Source organism: Chitinophaga oryziterrae, from assembly GCF_009758125.1.
Lineage (GTDB): Bacteria > Bacteroidota > Bacteroidia > Chitinophagales > Chitinophagaceae > Chitinophaga > Chitinophaga oryziterrae.
The window spans coordinates 486,430-508,461 of the sequence record NZ_WRXO01000003.1 but is presented as its reverse complement, the minus strand read 5'-3'; the positions used below and the strand labels follow the sequence as shown (position 1 = coordinate 508,461).

18 protein-coding genes and 1 pseudogene are annotated in these 22,032 nt (G+C 40.4%); 5 read left to right on the top strand and 14 right to left on the bottom strand.

All coding sequences use genetic code 11. The features are described from left to right. Window positions 1-127 precede the first annotated feature (127 nt). From GO495_RS13890 to GO495_RS13870, 5 genes are all read right to left on the bottom strand, one after another. Entirely contained in the window at window positions 128-940 is an 813-nt protein-coding gene (locus GO495_RS13890) for an alpha/beta hydrolase (RefSeq protein ID WP_157300303.1), read from the bottom strand. 45 nt (window positions 941-985) lie between these two features. Then, window positions 986-1,870, bottom strand: coding sequence for an NAD(P)/FAD-dependent oxidoreductase (locus tag GO495_RS13885; RefSeq protein ID WP_157300302.1), 885 nt, complete (start codon window positions 1,868-1,870; stop codon window positions 986-988). Between the two features lie 48 nt (window positions 1,871-1,918). Continuing rightward, window positions 1,919-2,476 (bottom strand): TetR/AcrR family transcriptional regulator, encoded by a 558-nt coding sequence (locus GO495_RS13880; protein WP_205691260.1) that lies wholly within the window; start codon window positions 2,474-2,476, stop codon window positions 1,919-1,921. A gap of 172 nt (window positions 2,477-2,648) precedes the next feature. Further along, complete coding sequence (locus GO495_RS13875; RefSeq protein WP_157300300.1) at window positions 2,649-3,575, bottom strand: hypothetical protein; 927 nt, start codon at window positions 3,573-3,575, stop codon at window positions 2,649-2,651. Between the two features lie 113 nt (window positions 3,576-3,688). After that, the gene (locus GO495_RS13870) at window positions 3,689-4,990 is read right to left on the bottom strand and encodes a spondin domain-containing protein (RefSeq protein ID WP_157300299.1); all 1,302 of its coding nucleotides are present in this window, start codon (window positions 4,988-4,990) and stop codon (window positions 3,689-3,691) included. Window positions 4,991-5,154: 164 nt separating this feature from the next. Between GO495_RS13870 and GO495_RS13865 the strand changes: the two genes are divergently transcribed. The 3 genes from GO495_RS13865 (at window position 5,155) to GO495_RS13855 (ending at window position 6,510) form a co-directional block, all read left to right on the top strand. After that, on the top strand, window positions 5,155-5,745 hold the full coding sequence (locus tag GO495_RS13865; RefSeq protein ID WP_157300298.1) for a sigma-70 family RNA polymerase sigma factor: 591 nt from the start codon (window positions 5,155-5,157) through the stop codon (window positions 5,743-5,745). Beyond that, the gene (locus GO495_RS13860; RefSeq protein WP_157300297.1) at window positions 5,746-6,012 is read left to right on the top strand and encodes a hypothetical protein; all 267 of its coding nucleotides are present in this window, start codon (window positions 5,746-5,748) and stop codon (window positions 6,010-6,012) included. 63 nt (window positions 6,013-6,075) lie between these two features. Continuing rightward, a complete protein-coding gene (locus tag GO495_RS13855; RefSeq protein ID WP_157300296.1) occupies window positions 6,076-6,510 on the top strand; it encodes a YHS domain-containing (seleno)protein in 435 nt (144 codons plus the stop codon). Window positions 6,511-6,547: 37 nt separating this feature from the next. Here GO495_RS13855 and GO495_RS13850 read toward each other — a convergent pair whose 3' ends face one another. The 8 genes and pseudogenes from GO495_RS13850 to GO495_RS13815 form a co-directional block, all read right to left on the bottom strand. Continuing rightward, a complete protein-coding gene (locus GO495_RS13850; protein ID WP_157300295.1) occupies window positions 6,548-7,528 on the bottom strand; it encodes a fatty acid desaturase in 981 nt (326 codons plus the stop codon). A gap of 158 nt (window positions 7,529-7,686) precedes the next feature. Next, window positions 7,687-8,664 carry a zinc-binding alcohol dehydrogenase family protein gene (locus GO495_RS13845; protein WP_157300294.1) on the bottom strand — a complete coding sequence of 326 codons (978 nt, stop codon included), beginning with the start codon at window positions 8,662-8,664 and terminating at the stop codon, window positions 7,687-7,689. Window positions 8,665-8,666: 2 nt separating this feature from the next. Continuing rightward, window positions 8,667-9,611, bottom strand: a pseudogene (locus GO495_RS13840) (L-histidine N(alpha)-methyltransferase). 70 nt (window positions 9,612-9,681) lie between these two features. Beyond that, entirely contained in the window at window positions 9,682-10,266 is a 585-nt protein-coding gene (locus GO495_RS13835) for a Crp/Fnr family transcriptional regulator (RefSeq protein ID WP_338075415.1), read from the bottom strand. 175 nt (window positions 10,267-10,441) lie between these two features. Beyond that, the gene (locus GO495_RS13830; protein ID WP_157300293.1) at window positions 10,442-11,659 is read right to left on the bottom strand and encodes a DUF4998 domain-containing protein; all 1,218 of its coding nucleotides are present in this window, start codon (window positions 11,657-11,659) and stop codon (window positions 10,442-10,444) included. Between the two features lie 36 nt (window positions 11,660-11,695). Next, a complete protein-coding gene (locus tag GO495_RS13825) occupies window positions 11,696-12,895 on the bottom strand; it encodes a DUF5000 domain-containing lipoprotein (protein WP_157300292.1) in 1,200 nt (399 codons plus the stop codon). A 16-nt stretch (window positions 12,896-12,911) separates the two neighbouring features. After that, the gene (locus GO495_RS13820) at window positions 12,912-14,849 is read right to left on the bottom strand and encodes a RagB/SusD family nutrient uptake outer membrane protein (protein ID WP_157300291.1); all 1,938 of its coding nucleotides are present in this window, start codon (window positions 14,847-14,849) and stop codon (window positions 12,912-12,914) included. A 23-nt stretch (window positions 14,850-14,872) separates the two neighbouring features. Further along, on the bottom strand, window positions 14,873-18,205 hold the full coding sequence (locus GO495_RS13815) for a SusC/RagA family TonB-linked outer membrane protein (protein WP_157300290.1): 3,333 nt from the start codon (window positions 18,203-18,205) through the stop codon (window positions 14,873-14,875). Window positions 18,206-18,574: 369 nt separating this feature from the next. Here GO495_RS13815 and GO495_RS13810 point away from each other — a divergent pair, with 369 nt between their 5' ends. Both GO495_RS13810 and GO495_RS13805 read left to right on the top strand, forming a co-directional pair. After that, window positions 18,575-19,150, top strand: a complete 576-nt coding sequence (locus GO495_RS13810) for a sigma-70 family RNA polymerase sigma factor (RefSeq protein WP_157300289.1) — start codon at window positions 18,575-18,577, stop codon at window positions 19,148-19,150. A gap of 25 nt (window positions 19,151-19,175) precedes the next feature. Continuing rightward, complete coding sequence (locus tag GO495_RS13805; RefSeq protein ID WP_157300288.1) at window positions 19,176-20,303, top strand: FecR family protein; 1,128 nt, start codon at window positions 19,176-19,178, stop codon at window positions 20,301-20,303. Window positions 20,304-20,380: 77 nt separating this feature from the next. On the opposite strand, the gene GO495_RS13800 is transcribed toward GO495_RS13805, so the two are convergent. After that, window positions 20,381-22,018 (bottom strand): RagB/SusD family nutrient uptake outer membrane protein, encoded by a 1,638-nt coding sequence (locus GO495_RS13800; protein WP_157300287.1) that lies wholly within the window; start codon window positions 22,016-22,018, stop codon window positions 20,381-20,383. Between the last annotated feature and the right edge of the window lie 14 nt (window positions 22,019-22,032).

Here is a 22,032-nt window from a genome sequence, read left to right as displayed (position 1 = left end):
AGATACACAGCAAACAATAAGCCAGTAATTAGTAGTTTTAGGGGACTCTAACGGAGTCGTTTTGCTGAATACATATAGAAGGTATATTAGTTGCTATTGAGTTCCTATGCCTGAGACGGCCCGGTTTTTATTTCCCTGAAAGGATAGCTGTATTAAAGTATTCCAATATCTTCTGCTTATAGGCTTCCTGTTCATCAGATTTCATAATCAGCGTATGCCCGGCATCATTCACTGTCCATAACTCAGTAGGTACAGCGCTATTCGCTTTTAATCTCTCCCCCATTTCAACAGGAGTCCATTCATCTGCATAAGAATAAATCAATAACATAGACTGCAGATTCTTTATTTCCTTTATTCTTTCAACAGGGCGGATTTTCTTTGCGTACCCGGGTAGAAGGAAATTCAGGAATTTTAATGTTTTATATGCAGCAGGATATTTAATCCAGAACTCTTCTGTTGTAGCAGACGGACTTTCCACTATCGCAAATGTAAAAGGATGAGAGGCATCTGTAAATGAGATGATCGCCCATTGCGCCCCAAGAGACACGCCATGATACCCCATAGGCAATGAGGGAGTGATCTTCTTTGCCTCGGCAGCAATTGCCAGTACATCTTCAAAATAAGAAAAGCTTCCGTTCGTACTCTCTCCAAAACCATTAAAATCGAACACCAGTGTATTAAAGCCATTATTCCTTAAAAACTCAGCATAGCCATTTTTTAGAAAATAACCTTTGGCCTCTTTTCCCATCGGATGCCCTAATACGATAGTCGCTTTTACGTCCTCTGTTTTAGCTTTTGCAAAGAGTCCCTGTATAATACCGCCTGATTTACTTTTAGCAGAAACAGGCTGCCATTCCAGGCTCTCTGCATCAGATAAAGGGCTTCTCCACTTTACCATGAAGGAGCCGACGAAAGGCATTTTGAAGAGCTTGTAGATCATGGGTTATATCATTAATGGTCAGATATCACAAATATAACACAAAGACTACATCCCCAGTAATTCCCTCACGATGACTGCCCCGACTAAAGTGCCCGCACCAACAGCGCCTGCTACAGACCTCATAGGCGTTGTATTATCACCGGCGGCAAATACACCCGGTATACTGGTATTCTTAAATTCATTGACTTCAATATAACCCTGTTCAGTCAGCTTACATCCCAAAGCTGCAGGAATAGTAGTATGCTGTACAAAAGGCAGTCTTGCATACAACGCATTCAGGTGTTGAGTGCTGCCATCTGTAAATACCAGGTACTCCATTCGCCCGTTCGTATGATGAATACGTGCAATCTCCTTTTCTACTATATCTGCCTTAATTGATCCCGCAGGAATAGTAGATTTCCCATTCGTAAAAACAGTCAGTTTATCCGTCCAGTTACTAATAAGCGTCGTAAATTCCACAGCCGTCTCTCCATTCAGCAAGATACCTGTATACTGACCTCTATACTCGTATCCATGGCAATACGGGCAATGGATCACAGATATTCCCCAGCAGGCAGAAAATCCTTCAATGGCAGGCATAATATCCTTAATACCTGTTGCAAACAGGATCTTTCCCGCATGGATAACTGTTCCTGATAACGTGGTAACTACAAACTGATTATCGGATCCCGTAACATCCGTTACGGTGTCTTTTGTGAATTTAACAGTAGGATATGCCAATACCTGGCTTAATGCCGTTTCCGTAATGTATGCCGGCGTTTGACCATCCTGGGTAAGGAAGTTATGAGAATGAGGTGTTTGTTTATTACAGGGGTTCCCGCTATCAATAATCAGCACATTACGTAAGGCACGCCCCATAGACATTCCAGCAGCTAAACCCGCATAACTACCACCAATAATAACTACATCAACATCGTTATTTTCTTTCATATCACTTTAATTAAGTCTCACAAATGAGACATGTATATACAAAAAATTTTACACACCTATTCCTTTGCTAAAGGAGAACCAGGCAAGCTTTTTAAGGTGCTCATTATCCATATTACCTGAAGCATGTGAATTAATAGAAGCCGTTACAATACCAGGAAAAAATATTGCAATCCATTCTACGGTGATCAGTTTACTGATAATTCCTTTATCCTTTAATTTTTCTATGATGTGCTGAATCTTACCAAATGTCCTGTCATACCTGGCACAATCTTTATCCTTATGTACATGCTGATGTCCGTGCATATGATGCAGTTTATGCAAAAAGGCATATTTAACACCGCAATCAATAGCGGCATACAGTAAATATTCCAGTTGTACCAATGGATCATCGGAACGCTGTTCCGCGGCTTTCATCGCCAGACCACAGCTTTTCTGCATTTCCTCATTACAGGCAGCCAGCAGTTCTTCCCTGTTGCTGAAATACCGGTGAAGCGTTCTGCGCGTCACAGTTGCCTGATCTGCCACCTTTTCCAGCGGTGCAGATAGGTCTTCATTAAAAATGAAGATGGCAGCATTGATGATATTTTGCCTGGTATCCTCTAACATGAATTGCAAATTTAGACAAATTTCTCAGAAATGAGACATTTAAATTATCTTTATTTCCCTATGCGCAAATTGTTGCAAAAAATCTAAGGCTCATTAAATGGAAAGATGCAGCACGTGTTATTCCCGAAGAATGTGTACTGGAGCATCTGTTAGACGCAGCTTCCATATAGGGTTAACGAATTGCTTTGATCCGGAAATCAAGACACCCGTTTTTTGCATTGCTATAATCTACATTTTGATGCCCCATGAATTTCTTGTACACAAATTTTCTTAATTTTCTGGAGCAGACAGAAGCTATTTTTTTAAATTCCTTTAAGAGATCTATATGTTGTTTTTTACCTTCCAGATCATGATTTAATAACCGCTCATGAATATAGTAAACATCATTTCTTGTGATCCTGGTAAACTTATTGTTGCACATATAACTGTACACGCGCTTCTCAAACAGGTTACCGGCGTAGATAGGGTATTTCTCAGAAGCGTAATGATAGGTATTATAAATATCACCATGCAAACGGCTGTTCTCTACCATAAAACACTGATCAGAAAATGCAGAGACATGGATAAAATTATTCTCTTCTTTAAATTTATCGTGTCTGGATTCTACTATATTATCATTCCAGAAAGGATTCGCTACAAATATTGAACAGTCGTTTTGCAATGCAGTTATTGATTCCGCTATCCAGTGAGAGGAGGTCCCCTTGGGCTCCATGATACAATCGCAGGTAAAGTATAAGAGGTATTTTCCTTTACAGAAATAAACGGCGCTCAGCGGGCCCATACTGTACCAGTATCCATCATAAAAATCTAAAACGAAGCTATCCCGTTTTATTGAAAATGCAGACAGGACCTTCTCACTGTAATCTTCACTAAAGTAATAAGCGTCGATAATATTTTTGCTGACAGCTTCAATAGCGTATTGCTCTACTTTAGTTCTATCCTTCACATTATTTATGATCAGTACTCTTTCCAGGAAATCATAATTGCAGCGCTTAATCATGGTCTCTAAGCGATTCTCTGTCAGTACCCGTTCCCAATCGTTTTCATAGCAATTCGTAAAAAAAGAAACAGTGGCATCCTGTTCGTTGGCAATACTCATAATATATTTGTTCAGCTACAGTTCAATAGGAGCATAAACATACATATTAATATCTACTAATCAAATACTCAAAAGGTAAACCCTGTAAGGGTCTACCTTTTGAGTTAAATCAGCTATTTAATCGTTACACGAATAAAATTCTGTATAGCTGGTAAGGTGGTAAACTCATTGGGATTGGGTACTGCCGCGATAGCTTTGCTTTCGGCAAGCGGTGTACCAGCCAGGTTAAACTGAGTAATGCCAGCGCCGGGGAACTGACTGATAGCCGTCCCATCATCATATAACGCTATACTGGTTGAAATATCTCCCTTCTGAGTAGCATCAACACCGTTGCCGGAAGAAGCAAAGAACCAGTCGTTCGAAAATCCATACATAGTAGCAATAGCAATACGGTCTCCCTGCGTGACTGTAATCGCCTGAGAAACACTGCTACCTGCCGCACCATTGATAACAGGCAATAATACCTTACTGGTAGCTGCTGCCAGCACATACACCGCTTTTACACCGGCTTTAGTCTTCAAAGCTGCTGCCAGCACATCCGCATTACCTTGCTGTGCTATTAACTTTAAACCTTCGCCCCTGTCGTTCTCACCCGTTTTATAAATGGGGTTATCTATACCGTTATACACGACTACCAGTATTGGAGATAATGGCGTAAAAACGCCAGTAATGCCACTTATATAAGCGCTCAGCGTTGTATTATCACCAGATTCAGCAATGCCTGTCAGCCCGTTTGCAGTAGGTTTACCAGCGGCATATAATGGAGCCGCATTCAGTAACTGACCGCCTACGATATAAGAAACAGACCATACACCCGGACTTAACGGCGTTTCGTTAGCAGTACCACCGGAAGTATTTTCCAGGGTAAGTGTAAAGCCGGAGTTTCCGTTATATTTCAAAGTGGCCTTTACCAGGGAAGAAGCAGGCAGATAGGTATTACCCTGTGCATCTGTACCATTTACTTCTGCAATATTCTGGTTATCAGCTACTCCGGGATGATTTACTGTAGCGCCAGGTACCTGGTTGATCCTGGTTCCGTTATCCCACAGTTTTACCTGGGAAGAAACATCTCCTTCTATGGGATTGCCTGTTGCATCGTACACCAGGATACCAGGGTTAGCAGGTGCAAAGAACAAGTCGTTGGACCAGCCATACATCGTTGCAAAAGAGATGGCCTCTCCTTTTGCGGCTGAAAACTGAATAGAAACTGATTGACCGGGCAGGATCACAGGAGGAGTACCAGTGCCTTTGAAAGTGCCGGATTCTACCAGTGGCTGGGAATTCAGGACATTTTCTACGGTAATGGTAGCGCTTTCCGAAGCCGGGGTATCATTTTTATCCTTGCTACAAGCGGTAAAGGCCAAAGGAAAAACCACTGCTGTTAACCATAAAAGATTTCTTCTACTGAAATTCATACGTTATTTTTTGTATTTTATAATGATAAATCACTCACTTCTCCTTTGGTCGGGGTGTTAGCAAAAACCTTACAGATAATTATTTAAAAAAAGTTTGTAAGGTTTCCGGGGATGGACCGACTAAGCACTAAAACCGGAGGGTGTTGCTCTCATTTAAATCAATCATGCAACTCGAAAACAATAAGGAGATTCCGGCGGTTAATAACCTCGTAGAACCGCAACAATGGGTACATAAGTATGCTGACTATCTGTATACATTTGCCTTTAACAGGACCAATGACGAAGAGTTATCACGCGACCTGGTACAGGAAACCTTTCTGGCAGCATTACAGGGTATGAATAAATTTGAAGGGAGAAGTACTGAAAGCACCTGGCTTACGGCAATATTAAAGAACAAGATTATAGATGTTTACCGCAGGAAATCATCTGGTCTTATTAACAGAAAGGATGCAGAGTTTGAACAACATAATTTCTTTGATCAGGAAGATGGTCACTGGAATGATGCGTACAGGCCCCAATTATTTGGTATAGAGCATGAAGATCCTGTTCTTAATAAGGAGTTTATACACTTTCTGCAAATGTGTATGCAGAAGTTACCTTCATTATGGTTATCCGTATTTACAATGAAACATATGGATGATGAATCAACCAAAACCATATGCAGCGAATTAAATGTTACGCCGGCTAATTTCTGGGTAATCATTCATCGCACTAAAGTTAATCTGAGAGCCTGTCTTCAAAAAAACTGGATGTAAATGAACAGATTAAAGAAAATAGTTTACAACTGTCACAAGGCTACCTTTCTGATTGAAAAGAAGCAGATAGGGACTATTACACTTCGCGAAAAGATAGAATTAAAAATTCATCTGGCAGGTTGTGTAATCTGCCGCATCTTTCAGCAACAAAGCATCCTTATTAACCGTACTGTAAAAGAACTTTTTCAACATAGACAAATGAAACTCGAAGATGATTTTAAGAAACAACTGCAACAACGTATTGATGAGGAATTAACAAACCAATAAAAGCAAAAGTCATATTTTTTGTAAGGTTTATCATCTGATTACGACCAAGCAGTAAACATAATAATGAAACGTACACTTATCTTTACTGTATTTATCTTTTGTACTTTTTTGCAGGTAAATGCTCAGATCTTCGCAACCGCTGGTAAAGCTATTAATGGTTATGATCCTGTTGCTTTCTTTAAATCATCTAAAGCAGTTAAAGGGGCTGATAGTCTTTTTTATCAATGGAAAGGGGTTACCTGGCTTTTCTCTGATAAAGAAAATATGAATGCCTTTAAGGAATCACCTGAAAAATATATACCACAATATGGTGGGTACTGTGCTTATGGAACAGCAGATGGTCATCAGTCTCCTTCGCAGATTGACACGTGGACAATCGTAGACGATAAGCTATATTTTAATTATAATAGTAAGGTAAAGGAGATGTGGGCTAAGGACCAGAAAGCGCTGATTATGAAAGCAGACAGTAACTGGTTAAAACTCAAAAAACAGGAATAAAAAAAGGCGATTCGGTATTGAATCGCCTTCTTTCTATTTAAGCAGTTACTTCACTTTCTTTTACAATCTTCACTTTTTCTTTTCTTAACACACGTGAATAAAGCGATAGTTTCGGATTGAAAATAAAGCTAAAGAAGAGTTTTGTCCAGGATTGATGCGATAACAACGTATCATAATAAGCTGGTGCTTTGCTCTTGATCAGTGGTAACTTATTCCATGGAATGGAAGGGAAATCGTGGTGTTCATTGTGGAACCCTACATTAAAGGCAACTTTATTCAGTGGCCCGTAATAGCTATAAGTCTCCTGTATAGGATCGAGGGTCAGATAATGCTCCTGGATCCATCTGGCGCCAAGAGGATGAAGCCCTACAGAGAAAAAGAAGCTGGCCAGCATATATACAAAGGCTTTAGGGCCGATGAATACAAAGAGCGCCACATTAAAGCTTAACTGGATGATCCAGTTGAGTAATACCCAGCGATCGAAAAGGTCAATATTCAATCTGGCCGTTCTTGTTACCTGGAATACCGGGAAAAAGAGGAACCAGAGCATTTTATTAAATGGATTGTTGCTTACCAGTTTTGCTTCCCAGAAATCAGGCAGATCAGCATCCAGATCATGTTCACCCTGGTGAGCATGATGTTTCAGGTGATAGCGCTGAAAAGAAACGGAGCTGGCAAAAATATGCGGAAGATTAGCAATGATCCCAGCCATCAGGTTAGGCACTTTTCCACGGAATATAAGACCGTGACTTGCTTCATGTATCATTACCCATAAAGCATGACTGATAAAAGCGCCTGCTGCATAAGCTGCCAAAAAGACAATCCACCAGGAAACATCACTAACAAAATACGAAATGGCAACCTGGGCTGAAACAAGGCCAATAATCATAAAAATCGTATAGGGATTTTTACCGATCAGCTCCTTCATTTCAGGATGTTGTTTAAGTATTTGTCTCACCCGAACGTGATGTGGGTTCGGTTCTTGACTCCATGTAAAGTCGTTCGCATTGGTATCCATACCTTAAATATAGTTTTAAATCCATATTTAAGAAACGAATTCTCATAAAATATGAAAAAAAGTTGGGGAAAGGGCGAAAAACCATGACGATAATATGATATTCGTTGCTGGTTGTGCTTGAAGTAAAAAGCTAATAATCACTCCGTTATCGTTTTCATTCATGAATGGGAAGTCAGTACAACAATTTTGCCTCCTGCTTTGTTACTTTCCATAAATTTATGTGCCTCAACGATATCCTCCAGTTGAAATACCCTGCTTACGTTCAGGTTAACCCGGCCAGTCTCAACGGAGGTCAGAAAGTTCTGAAAAGTGTGAGTAGAAAGGCTGATCTGGTCGGAGCTGTAAGTCGTCAGATTTACTGTAGATGGTATTACATCCATTGGTACAAAGTTGGGCATTGACCATGTTTCAGAAAGCATGCCTGTCATACAGACAGACCCTCCTTCATTTGCACATCTTAAAGAGTCCGCCAGGGTAACCGTACCCACAAGTTCCAATACCTTATCAACACCTGCGGGGTAGATAGCCCTCAGTTGTTCTTCCAGGTGTCCATTGTCAATCAGTACATGTGTGGCCCCGTTGTCTGTCAGCAATTGCCGGCTTTCTTCTTTCCGGGTTGTTGCAATCACGGTCACATGCATATTTTTAGCCAGTTGCGCAGCCAGCATCCCAATAGAAGACGTACCTCCCCTGATCAGCAGCGTTTCTCCTTCCTTTATTTTTAAAGACAGGTGTAATGAGCCATAGACAGTCTGAAACATTTCCGGGAAAGCACCCAGTTGCTGCCAGGGCAGCGTACTCTTAAAAGGATAAATGATGCTTTCAGGTAATACGGCGTACTCCTCATATCCCCCATCATAAGCGCGGCCCATCTCTCCCATTAAAGCGGCCACCTGCTGTCCTTTTTTATATTCTCCTGAAGGGTCCTCTTCAATCTCACCCACACATTCAATCCCTAATACGCGGGGAAACTGCACACTGGGAGATAATCCCTTACGCGTCATTAGTTCCGACCTGTTTAATCCAAATGCCTTTATCTTCACTAATACCTGTCCTTCCCCTGGCTGAGGTATTGGCCTTTCTTCAATGACGAAATTTTCTGCGGCTCCCGGATGATATAAAACAGCTGCTTTCATAATTATAATTTTTGCCAAAGCGTATCTACAAATAAGCGGTTACTATCGTAAAAAGAACTGACTGTTTTAAAGCCTGCCTGTATCGCCATTTTATCTATTTCTTTTTCACTATACTTTTGCGATACTTCCATATAAATGGGTTCGTCCTTATCAAATTTAAAAGTAGTGCCATCATCGAGTGTCACCTGTTGTCTTATCCTGCTGATGAGATAACTTTTACAAGCGCCTGTTACCGGGTCATATACAGGATAATGCGTAAAATGAGCGGTATTAAAATCGGCACCTAACTCATCATTGATACGCACCAGTAAATTGAGGTTAAATGCTTTTGTAAAGCCATCTTTATCATTGTATGCCGCCAGGATCTTCTGCGGGTCCTTTTTCAGATCGAAGCCGGTCAGCAGCATATCTCCTTTATTTAAAATCCTTTTGCAAAACGCCAGGGCTTCATCTGGCAGCATGTTTCCAATGTTTGCCCCCAGGAATAAGACCAGTTTCGGTTTTGTTACAGGTACCCGCTGTAACATAGAGATATACTCCCCTTCCAAACCTGTTATCTGCATTCCCGGTACCAGTGATGGCAAAGCGGTATGCAGGTAATCGATAGTATTGCGTGAAATATCAATGGGGTAATAATGATCACTGGCACCTGATCTTACGGCTTCCTGTAGCAGATGTATCGTTTTGGTAGCATCACCGGCCCCCAGTTCAACAATATCAAATGTAGGGAATAATTGCATGCTGGTCTTTAAGATATCCTGGCTTTAGTAAGTCAGTATTTCATCTTCTGCATTGGTTATATAATACTCCGGGGATTGCATGATCTGTTGAAAGATTTTATCTCCTTCTGCATTATAAAAGTATTTGGGTAACAAAAACTTCTGAGGAGATGATAATCCCTTTATTATATCCGTTCTGAAGACTGTTTGCGCGATCTGTAGTTCCATAAGACCGTAAAGATCCCCCTGATCGGGCACTCAGAAAATAAACTATTTTAATAATTACACTTAAACTAGTTTAAGGTTTCTGTGAGAGGTTCTTTCTTATTTTACTTAAAAACTCCGGAGTGATGCCCAGATAGGAAGCTATTTGCGTGTTGGGTATTCTTGATGAAAGCTGAGGATATGTTTTGATAAAGGCAAGATACCGTTCTTCGGCTGTAGAACTGATATTATGCAATACCCTGTCTTCCAGTTCTGCGAATCTGTTCTCAATGATGACCCGGAAGATCCGGTTGAATTTGGGGCTACTACTATACAAATAAATCAGGTCCGGTTTACTTATCTGAAGGATGACCGCGGGCTCCATTGCCTCAATAAAAACACGGCTGGGGGTTTCAAAATAAAAACTGTTTATTTCTGTTATCCAGTCATTCTCGGCTATAAACTGCAGATTGTGTTCCGCTCCTTTATCATCTACCTTATACTTTCTGCAATATCCTTCCGCTACAAATGTATAATGTTTGCAGATATCACTTTCCTGCAAAATAAACTGTTTTCTCTTAATCTTCCTTTCGACCACTCTTTGAGATAATTCTTCTCTTTCTGATTTATTGAGTGGAATAATATTGCCGATACTGGATAAAAGTTGATTTAATGACACGATTACCGCGATTTGGGCATAAGATACAAAGATTATATTACTCTGTTTTTAAGCTTTGTAATTGCGGCCTTAATGCCCTGAAAGCCGGGTTGGAAGGAGCCTTTTGTAATTTATACAGGAAACTGGCCTGGAAGAAGCCAGATTCCTATATAATTACAGTCAGAAACGGGACTATCTAATTTTTAATAAGTTTCACAGAAGGGACCCTCCAATACTGGTTACCCGATACCATCGTAGCCAAAAACCCTAATGTAACCTGCTCTTGCTGCGTCAGGGTAAACGTAAACTGGATAGTTGCAGTTGTCCCCACTTTAGTTGGAAATGTAGTGTAGCCCAACGCTGTTGAAAGATCACTGATATCAGGTAATGTGGTACCGGCAGCAGCTACGATATAAACCGGATCCAGCGCTTCCGTGTAGCAATTAACCTGAAAAATGTAATTCCCAGCCGGAAGAGTAGTTGTTTGAGAAATTTTCCCATTCACAATGTTAGCAGTTCCGCCCCACCCTGATTCCATCACCAGGCATCCTCCTATATTTAACCAGGGTTCAGAAGCATATCCGCCATAACCCGAATGATTGATCACATTCGTGCTTGTAATCCAGGGAGCAGCCAGTGTTCCCCATCTGCCGCCATCATAAGTAGCTCTGTCAAAAGGGCCTGTATTAGATAAATAAAGACTGGTTACATCAGCTTTTACAGTATGTACCTCATAAGCAGTATAAAATGTATCAATAGCTGTGGCATTGGGGAGATAGGCCGTGCGGTAACTAATAGTATTCCCTGATTTAAAAGCAGGCAATGAGGTGGTTAGGCCGGTCAGATCAGATGTAATCAGGGTATCATGCGTCATACCCGCATTATCTGAATACATAATCTGCATATTTATTATACCTGCATCTTTACTTACATCCGCCCAGCTAATCAACGCGGAACCGTCGAGCTGCATTTCAGCATTCACGATCCCGCGGTTGATAAGTGCACTCTGGTACAGATCACCATACACATTCGCTGAGGTATTCACAGGTATAGAGATATTCCCTTTTGCATCGAAAGTCCTGATTTCGAAATTCATCAACCCTTCCGGTAAACCTGGGATGATTACTTTAGCGGTATCTACGCCGGAAGTTCTTTGAACAGGCACCTCTAAAGAGTCCTGCCTGCTATTCCAGAACACCTTATATTTAACGATTTTCGGATCGGATGTAAAAAGTCCGGTAATCTCTACCCTGCTTTTACCCGAAAATGCCATAACTGAATCCATTTTCCCGGGATAAGTGATAGCTCCTCCCGCCATGTATTTGTCCTTGTAGTCATCCATTTTAGAACAGGCACTTATTATTAATACCAGCGATACTATTATATAGTAAGTTGTGATTTTATGTTGTTTCATCTGTTTTAAATTATCATTTATCAGTTTGCACAATTACTAATTACCCCATAATGTAAACTCTGCTATATTTATAAAATAAGATCCCTGCCAATTGGACAAGCTTCTTATTCTTACATAGCGATAGGCGATTTGTCCGGCAGGAAAATCAAACTGCCAGCCATTGTACGCCAAAGTCTGATCGGCTGTTGTTTCAGTTCCATAAGCAGATCCGGAAGGTTTCATTACATGACAGGTTGTTAGTTTGGTCCAACTGGGATCCAGACTGCCATCTAAATCCGGGCTATTAGATCCCCATATCTCAAAATCTTTTACATTTCCTCTTACATAATAATTATTCCCAACTTCCTTGTACGGATTTACCTGCATCCTGCTAAGAATGTGTGCTTTGCCAAGGTCCAGTGTTACCATTTGTGAACTGCCCGCCTGCTCCAGCGTAAATAAACAATGGGGCCAGCCCGGGTGGAGGTCACCATCATAAATATATGGTACATCAGTACGGCCCCCATTATTAAGAATTCCGGCATCGCTTGGTAATACATAATTGCTCCAGTCGGATTTCGGCAGCAGTTGTTCGAATATAGGCGTAAGCATTACAAATAATGTATCTGAAAAATTTAGCCACCTGTCTCTTACCACAAAAGCATACTTTCTTTCTACCGCAGGTTGTCCTCTTACAGCACTGGTGATAACCGGGTTGTTACTATACACATTATCCATCCCAAGGGTTTGTACCCATTGTCCTTTCCCGGCAGAATCCACTAAAGGGATAATGGCTAAATTTTCCAATGTAGGATTATTACAGGTAAGGTTAAACCCACCAAAAGTAGTCGTCACCTGGAGTGACCTGAGAGCCAGATCTACGGCAGGTGTTAAAGGATCTACAGTTGTAGTGACAGCCGCAGATGCAACTTCACTGGAATTCACGGCATACAATTTTATAGTATGTGCCAGGGTATCTCCAAAACCATCTACGGTTAATGTATTCACATAATGAGAAGCTTTCACTTCCCTGGTTTGTCCCGGAGAAGTTTCATACACTGCCTTCACATAAGAAAGATCTTCATCTGCCGGTAATGTATAAGTGAGCGTTGCCTTTCCATTCAGATTTACCACTGTTATACCGGATATAAGCCCCGGAGGGTTTGTATTAGACACAACCGGTTTGTTTAATTCGTCTCTCTTACAGCCAGCTACTATTAATAGTAGCGTTATATACAATAATTTTATTAGTCTCATCCTTTAATGTTTTATTTTACCAGTTAGGGTTTTGCACCAGGTTTGGGTTCACGAGCAGATCGTTCTCCTGTATTGGCCACAAATAATCACGGGGAGATACAAAATGTCTCGACAAAAAAGACACCTCACGGTAATACAGTTCAGGCGTTTGTCCGCTTACGACCCAACCTGTTATATTCCCGCTCAGTTCCTGTGCTGCGGTTTTCCAGCGTAGCAGGTCCCAGAAGCGATGTCCTTCAAAACAAAGCTCAATGCAACGTTCCCGCTGAATGATAGACCGCATACCATCTTTGGTCGTATATTTAGAAGGATTTTTACTATAGTTTGTCCATGAACTTTCTACTGTTGCTAAACCAGCCCTTGCTCTTATCCTGTTAACATAGTCATATACATCTGCAGTGGGTCCCTGTACTTCATTTAAAGCTTCAGCATATAACAAATACAAATCTGCCAGCCGCATTTCAGGATATGGATAAGGCGGATAGGTGAGTGTATTCCAGTCCATATGCCAGTTCACTGTTTTCTTCATATAAAACCCGGCAATAGGTACTGGTGAAGACTGACTTAATTCACTACCGCGGGCCATCAGCCAAAAAGTATTTTCATCACTTTTAGACGGGCTGTTTGCCATATACCAGATACCTCTGTCAAATCCCAGATCAGCATAGTACCTAGGCTCTCTGTCAAAATTTAATCTTGCAGTTGTTTCACCTTCTTTAACATTAAACCTTTCATCATGAGTGGCTACCCTCAGTGCAGCAATATTCGAGAAATCAAGTGTTCTGTCTTCATCGATCGGAACACCATTTTTCGTATAAAACATCTTTGCCATTTTTATGGTAGGTCCTAATAAAGGGTGGCCGCCGGTTTTTGAAGCCACTGCATTATTAAAATCGAACTGCCCTATTCCGCACCGTTGTAAGAAAGTGCAGCCCCAGTTGACACCACTGGTAGATCCCCATACCAACTCATTGTTCCAGGGTTCACTCATTGCGTTCCTGATACTCATTTGAGTCATGGTAGTAGTACTAAGCGGTATTGTCTGTGCAGGGAAAGTATATAACTGTATACTTTGTGCAGCACATAAATCTATAGCCGCTTTACATGCATCCACAGCTCTCTGCCATTTTTCTACGCTATAAGCAGGATTAAAGAGTGCCACTCCATCTTTATTTCTAAATGAACCATAATCTGAATTTCCATTAAATAAAGGGCTTGCCGCTGTTACTAATAGTTTTGCCTTTAACCCTAATGCCGCAGGTTTTGTAATGCGGCCAAGTTCAGAGGATATATTAGTGATGCTTGCAGGAAGATTCACGGCGGCCATATCAAGCAGATTAGCAATATAATTCACTACACTATCTACCGGCTGACGTTTCACATACACCTCCTCTATTGAAGCATTAATAGGTAAATTTTTATCTATTACCGGAATAGCCCCATATGCCCTGAACATCACAAAATGATAAAACGCCTTCAAAAACTGCGCTTCTGCTATCCATCTGTTCCTGGTGTCTATATCAAGATCTGGTACTTTGCTTAGATTACTTACGTTCTCTAAAAATATATTGCAATCCCTGATAGCTTTATAAGACGCTATTCCATCTCTGCCGCCAGTCATGAAATTAGCGATCGGATCTGATGTATTCTGGTCTCCATAATTTAACCGTAAAACATTGGTAGATCTGATATTATTCGTTGGATCAAGCACAAAAACCTCATCGCTTGCAGAGAGACCTACATTATATGTAGGGTCATAATCGACCGGCAAGTAAGAATAACAGGTAAATAAATATTTTTCAGCTTCTGTTTTAGAGGTAAAAGCATTGTCTATTGTAGCCACATTATCCGGTACTACATCCAGAAAAGATTTTTTGCAGGAAATAGCCAATAACACTGAAAGTATTAAGAAGCATATCTTGTAATACCTGCCAACAAGTTTATTATCCTTCATATAATTAGTTCTTTATTTAAAACTTAAAATCCGACTGTCAATCCGGTATTAAATACCTTTTGAATAGGGTATCCCAACCCTGAAGCACCCATTTCCGGGTCCCAGAGTTTAAAGGCGCTGATAGTAAATAAGTTCATCCCATTTACATAGATACGTCCGCTACTCAAATGGAACCGTTTCAAAAACTGATTGGGAATATTATATCCGATTTCGGCAGATTTTAATCGCAAGAATGAACCGTCTCTTAACCACCAGGAAGATACTGGTGTATTGTTTTCTGAAAGCGTATTACTTAAACGTGGCCAGAAGGCATAAGAGTTCCTGTTATCTTCTGACCAGTGATTATCAGCAATCACCTGCAATAAGCCATTCTGATTACCACCATTCAGATAAAAAGGTGTCGTATTTGCTGAGTTGATAATAAATGATGATCTGGCAGAACCCTGAAAAGCACCGCTGATATCAAAATTCTTATACCCGACAGAGAACAAAAAACCATATATAACTTCTGGTGTAGTAGGGAAACCAATTGGCACCTTGTCCGCATCCGTAATTTTTCCATCTCCGTTTATATCCCTGTATTTAATATCTCCTGCCATGGTACTCCCATATTGTACAGGAGAATTATTCACTTCCGCCTGATCAATAAACAGCTTCTCCGCAACAAGGCCATATATCTGTCCCAGCGAATTACCCACCTTTGATAAGTTTCTGTTATTTGCAGCGTATTGTGGCTCTTCATTTACCAACAGTTTACTCTTTGCATAAGTTAAAGTACCACGTGTTTGTATCCATAAAGAATTATTAAATGATTTATGATAATCCAGGGCAAGATCTACTCCTTTACTGGTAGCCTTACCTGCATTAGACGAAATATCTACCTGTAACCCCATTGAGGTAGGCATCGTACTTCTTACCATCAGAATATTACTACGATTCTGCTGGTATGCATCTACCGTTACTGTCAGGTCATTGAAAAGGATTAAATCCATTCCAAGATTGGTCTGTTTGGACAGTTCCCAGGTAATATTCTGGTTTTCGTAACGGTTTATATATACAGTGGGCCTGCTATAGTTAAAATTTGTACCAAAGTATCCGGCCGCAGCGCCATTTAAATTCACATCAGATAAATAGAAGAAACGATCTGTTGCACTACCTATCTGATCATTACCTACCAGGCCATATGTGAATCTGAATTTAAGCTGGTTAATCATATTTGTTAATGGCTTAAAAAACTTTTCATTAGATACGATCCAGCCTCCACCTATTGAAGGGAAAAAACCAAACCGGTGATTGGCTGCAAAACGTTCTGAGCCATTAAATCCGAAATTATATTCAAACAAATAACGGTTATCATATCCATAGGTAAACCTGCCGGAAACTCCTTCGTTCCTTGCTGGTAAAGACAATTGCAGGGTGGACGCATTTCCTGTAAGATAATTTCTGATAGTACCTATCACCATAGCACCTACACTGTGTTTATCGTTAAATACCCTGGCATAATTAATAGCCGCCTCCCCGTATGTAGTAGTATTTACATTTTTATCACCGGGATTATACGTTAAATATTCAGTGGGTGTTGTACCAACGCTTCCGGAGGCCCCATCATTAATCAGCGTTAAGCCACTGAATTTCCCATCAATTGCGCTGGACATATAATAGTAAGGACTGTACTGACGGGTTACCGCAAAATTTGCATACCGGCTGGTATAGGCCATCATTCTCACAGACAAACCCGGCGTAACAACATCCAGGTTTTGCTTTAAACTCAATTGCGCCGTCATGGTGCTGGTATTGGTTGCCTGAAAACCGGAAAGAGATTGTGCATATGGATTAACATACAGACCTCCTCCACCGGGTATTAGTGCATTCCCAAACAGCGGGTGTTTTGCATAAGGCAATAAACTTGCCGGATAAACTGCCGGAAAAGCCACCGGATTGCTCCATATAGCATTATAAAATGTAGCAGCACCACCACCAACAGGACCGTTATAATCATCAAATTGTCCTTTAAGGCTTACCAGCGCCTCTGTTGTTTTTGTAAGGTTTAACGTAACATTAGATAAAAGCGAATAAGATCTCAGCTTAATGTTATTACTGAAATTATTAAGAGAATTTTCCTTCAGAATACCATTATCAACATTATATGTCATGGCCAGATAATACTTCGATTTATCAGAACCTCCACTGGCATTAATGTTAACTCTTTGATTGTTGGTGTGATTTTTAATCAGTTGTTGTATCCAGTTATTGTTGGGATATAATAAAGGATCATCCCCATTAGCCGTATGATCGATTTTATTCTGAGAATAAGGTAATGCACCAAGCGGATTCCTTGTTAACACAGCCTCATTCGCAAGCTTCATATAAGTGACATTATCTGCCAATGCAAAATTCCGGGTATTGGAAGAAGATGAGTTCTCCATACGTACATTGAATCTCATTTTTCCGTTACCCCCTGTTTTGGTCGTTATTAGTATCACTCCGTTTGCACCTCTTGCTCCATACAAAGAGGAAGCTGTTGCATCTTTGAGGATGGAGAAGCCTCCGATATCGTCTGGCTGCAACCTCGCCAGGTCCCTGGAAGACGATTCTATATTGTCTATTAAAATAAGCGGATCAACTTTTCCCGCACCGAAAGTACCTACTCCCCTTACAAAGAACTGCGCATTATCAGCCCCTGGCTCACCACTGCGCTGATAAGAAATAATACCGGCTATCCTTCCCGCCAGCATAGTGGTAAGGTTGGAAGAAGGTCCTTTAAGTTCTTTGGGATCAATGCTGGTGATAGAGCTGACCAGGCTTGTTTTTTTCTGCGTGCCATAAGCAACTACTACCACATCTTTTATAGTATTATCCTTGGGAGAAAGCAATATTTCATAATCATTCACACCATTTATAATGGTTATTTCCCTGGCGATATAACCAACATACTGGACAACCAGTACTTTGCTGCTCCCCGCCACTTTTAATTTAAAATACCCATTCTGGTCTGTTGTAATACCATTGGTGGTCCCCTTTAACAGTAACGTTGCCATTGGTAAAGGGGTTTTAGTATCCTCAGAAAGTACCCTCCCGGAGATCTGTTTATCCTGTACAATATCCTGATTCTTCTTTTCTGCCGGTTTACCCGGCTCTGCAGCAATTTTCTCTTCTCTTTTAATAAGGACCACATTCTTTTTCAGTTCATATGTTAAATTATGGCCCTTTAATACCTCATTCAGGACAGTGGTAACCTTTGTATCCGTATAATTTAACGGGCCACTTATTACTTCACTTTTCAAGAGGGTTTCTTTATAAAAAAAGGTAAGGTCCGTCTGCCGTTCAATAGACTGGAATATTTGCTCCAAAGTCATATTGTTCCCTTTTATCGTGACTGTTGGGGTCACAATCTGAGCATACATCGTAAAATTTAAAAAAAAGAATAAAAAGGCTGTAATACAGATTTTTTTGCGCGCAAAATCTCGACTCGCAATTTTCATTAACGGGATAATTCTTTTCATTTTCCTTATTTGGTTGATAATAACTACAACATGGAACTTATTTTGCCCTTCATAACATGGCTACTATATAAAGACGACAGATTTTAAAACCGGGTGAAGAGAAATCCGAAATAATTGTCAAAATAACATTTTAAAAAACGAACTACTTTATATATATTTAATGTCAGTATCCCAGACTACTCTATCCACGTTATTAATCAACCAGATTAAAAAGTATTTTTTATGCCTGAATATACAGGAGATGAGGTTATACTTGCCTTATTAGAAAGGGGGAATGTCAGTAATGCTTTTGAGTGCATTTTTAAGAAATATTACCGGTTAATGTGGACTAAAGCATACTTAGGCACCGGAGATCCTATTGAAGCCGATGATCTGGTTCAATCTGTCCTCAGCAACATATGGGAAAGAAAACTATATCAGAATATTAATGGCAATCTTAAGACCTATCTGTTCACTGCTGTCCGCAACCAGGTAAATGATTATCATAAAATGAAGCAAAGGACCCATAAAAGGATTGAAAAATATGTGGAAACGGTTGACCAGTCATATTTACCAGAATCAGATACTTATAGAAAACATCAGATAGAAGATGAATCTAAACTTCATCAGCAACTGCATGAACTGTTAAATGAATTCCCTGCACAACGCCAGCGTGCATTTAATCTTGTATATATGCAACACAAAAAATACCATGAAGTTGCAGACAATATGGGAATCAGTGTCAACTCATTAAAAACTCATCTGAAAATTGCTGTTAAAACATTGCGCAACAAGCTGCATCTTCCAGTATCAGAGTGAAATTTATCCTTTAAGTTAACAACTAATGATATCCGATAAACAACATATTGATCAATTAATGCTGGAAAAGCTTTCCGGATATATTTCCGGGGAAGATGACCAGGAACTCCGGCAATTAATGGAGGACGACCAGGAGCTTAAACGGGTATATACCGATTTACAGCAACAACTCGCCCATCCGGAAGCCAAACAATATCTTAATGAACTTGATGAAGATATTTTATGGCAAAAAAGACAACACCTGTTCCCTCCCAAACGTAGTAACAGACATCTGCTGTACAAGGTTGCCGCAGGTTTGCTGATACTTATAGGAAGCGGCTTCCTGTATATTCTTTTTCCCCGGGAACATAAACAAATGTCTATTGTTGCAAAGCAATCACCGGGTATCACCCTTCAGCTGGCCAACGGGCAAAAAATAAATCTCTCGGATAGCAGTCAGTCGCCGGTACTTAGTGTTGGAACAATTCAAATGCATCTTTCTCCAAAGAGTTTGCAATATGAAGCAACCGGTACCAGTCAGGCTGCAGCTATGAATATACTGCATGTACCTGCCGGAAAGGATTATAAGCTCACATTAACAGATGGTACTGAAGTATGGCTGAATTCCATGTCCGAAATCAGTTTTCCGTTATCATTCAATGGCAGCACAAGGGAAGTATCTGTTAGCGGGGAAGCTTATTTTTCCGTAAAAAAAGATATTGATCATCCTTTTATAGTACATACCGGGGAGGTATCTATTAATGTATTGGGAACAGCATTTAATGTGAATACTTATAGTAATGCCAATACTAAGATCGCTCTTTCTTCCGGTAAAGTCTCCCTTAAAAGCAATGCCGGCAAGCAGATCCAACTACGGCCAGGCTATGAAGCTACCTGCGATAATGATTTCAGTGTAGACGAATTCAACCCAAAGAATACGCTTGCATGGATGGAAGGGAAATACTATTTCAAAAAAGCCACACTTAAAGATATTGCCATCGTCATTACCCGCTGGTTTGATATACCCGTTGTTTTTGATGATGCGACAACAGAAAATATAACAGTTACCGGCATACTCACTAAAAAAGACGGGCTGACAGAATTTATGGATAATCTGTCGCAAACAACCAGCATCAGGTATCAGTTAAGTGATCGGGTGTTGCATATCCGCTAAAAATATTTAAGCTATTATAAAGGATCAGACTTCTCTGGTCCTTTATAATAGCTTAAATATATTCTACTTACAAAATATCAATATCCCTGATTCTGCTTCAGGTTGCCATTTTTCTGTATTTCAGTTCTTGGTATCGGGAACAATGTTCTGTTGATATTATTGGTAGCAGCATGTGATAACCATGATTTTGTGGTAAATGCACCAAATCTGATCATATCCGTACGCCTGTGCCCTTCCTGGTCAAACTCCCACCCTAACTCGTCTAAAAATCTGCCATATTGAATATCTGCCCCGCCTTCGGTTGTATACTGATTGTTTACCGCGTCTTTAAGGCCATATGCGTATGAACTACCCAACTGTAACTCGGCTCCTGTAACAACCGCTTTAGCCGGATCTGATGTAAAGTTCCGCTGTCTTACCTGGGTAACAATTGTGGCGGCGGCATCTGCCTGCCCGTTGCGAAGCAGGGATTCTGCCTTCATCATCAGTACGTCTGCGTACCGGAAAACAGGATAGTCATTACTTAACCTGTTGGTAGCTCCCTTTTTTATTTCAAATTTGCCCAGGCGGAAACCATGCACAGATTCCCCTTTTTCAAGTCCGGGCAGTTCATTGACAAAAGCCAATGGCTGGCCGGTAAAATCTCCCTGCGCAACATAGAGCATCTGACCTGCCGAAGTATATTGCTGACCTTTTATCCAGTTATTCTGGTAGCGCGCATCACTCTCATCATATGTACTTATAAATTGAGGGATCGCACATATACCTCCCCATGGGGTATTTTTAAGATTGTATGTTGCCTGGTTCTCCTGTTGTAGAGTTTGCATATGAAGATCAAAAGCATTCCAGTTATTTGTATAATCTTCATCCATTGGTATTGCAAAAATGATCTCTTTGGAATTTTGATTTTCTGTTACAAATACATTTTTCTGGGCAGGCTCTAATATATAACCGGCATTTGAATTGATAACAGAATCACAGGCTGCGATACATTCTGTCCATTTTGTTGTTCCTGTATAGATCCCGGCATTCAGATACATCTTGGCAAGTAATGTAAAAGCCGCCCATTTATTAAACTTCCCGTAAGTTTCTGTATTATTTTCAGCGCTTAATAAAGGGATATTATCCGTAAGTTCTTTAACAATAAAATTATAGACTTCCAGACGGGTGCTTTGTTCAGGTAGAAAACCGGATGGCAGATCAAACTTTGTTACAATGGGAACATTACCATAAAAGTCGCACAAAATTGCATAGTACGAAGCCCGTAACACTTTCAATTCCGCCAGCGTCGCGTCTTTCCCTTCTGTAATTGGAATTAGTCCGGATTCTATCTGGTAAATGATCCTGTTACAGTTTGTGATACCAGCATATGTTCTTGACCATGTTTGATTCACCACATCGTCATCTGTAGTCCAGGTATGTTTATGTAACCGTTGATACACACCATCATCAAACCAGCCCCAGGGACGTTTAGGTATTACCAGTTGATCTCCTGTAACTTCCTGTGCCCGCCATAAACCGTTCCAGTCCAGCAATACAAATCGCCACTGAGAATATCCGGCTCCTACTAATGCCGCCAGATCTGATTTGGTAGGATTAAATTCGGTAGATATAATAGCGGTATAGGGCGTATTTTTTAATTTAGTACAGGCGGATATAGTTATTACAGCAACAAATGCTGCAATGAATAAATGAATTTTTGCAAGCTTTTTCATCGTTTGATTTTTCA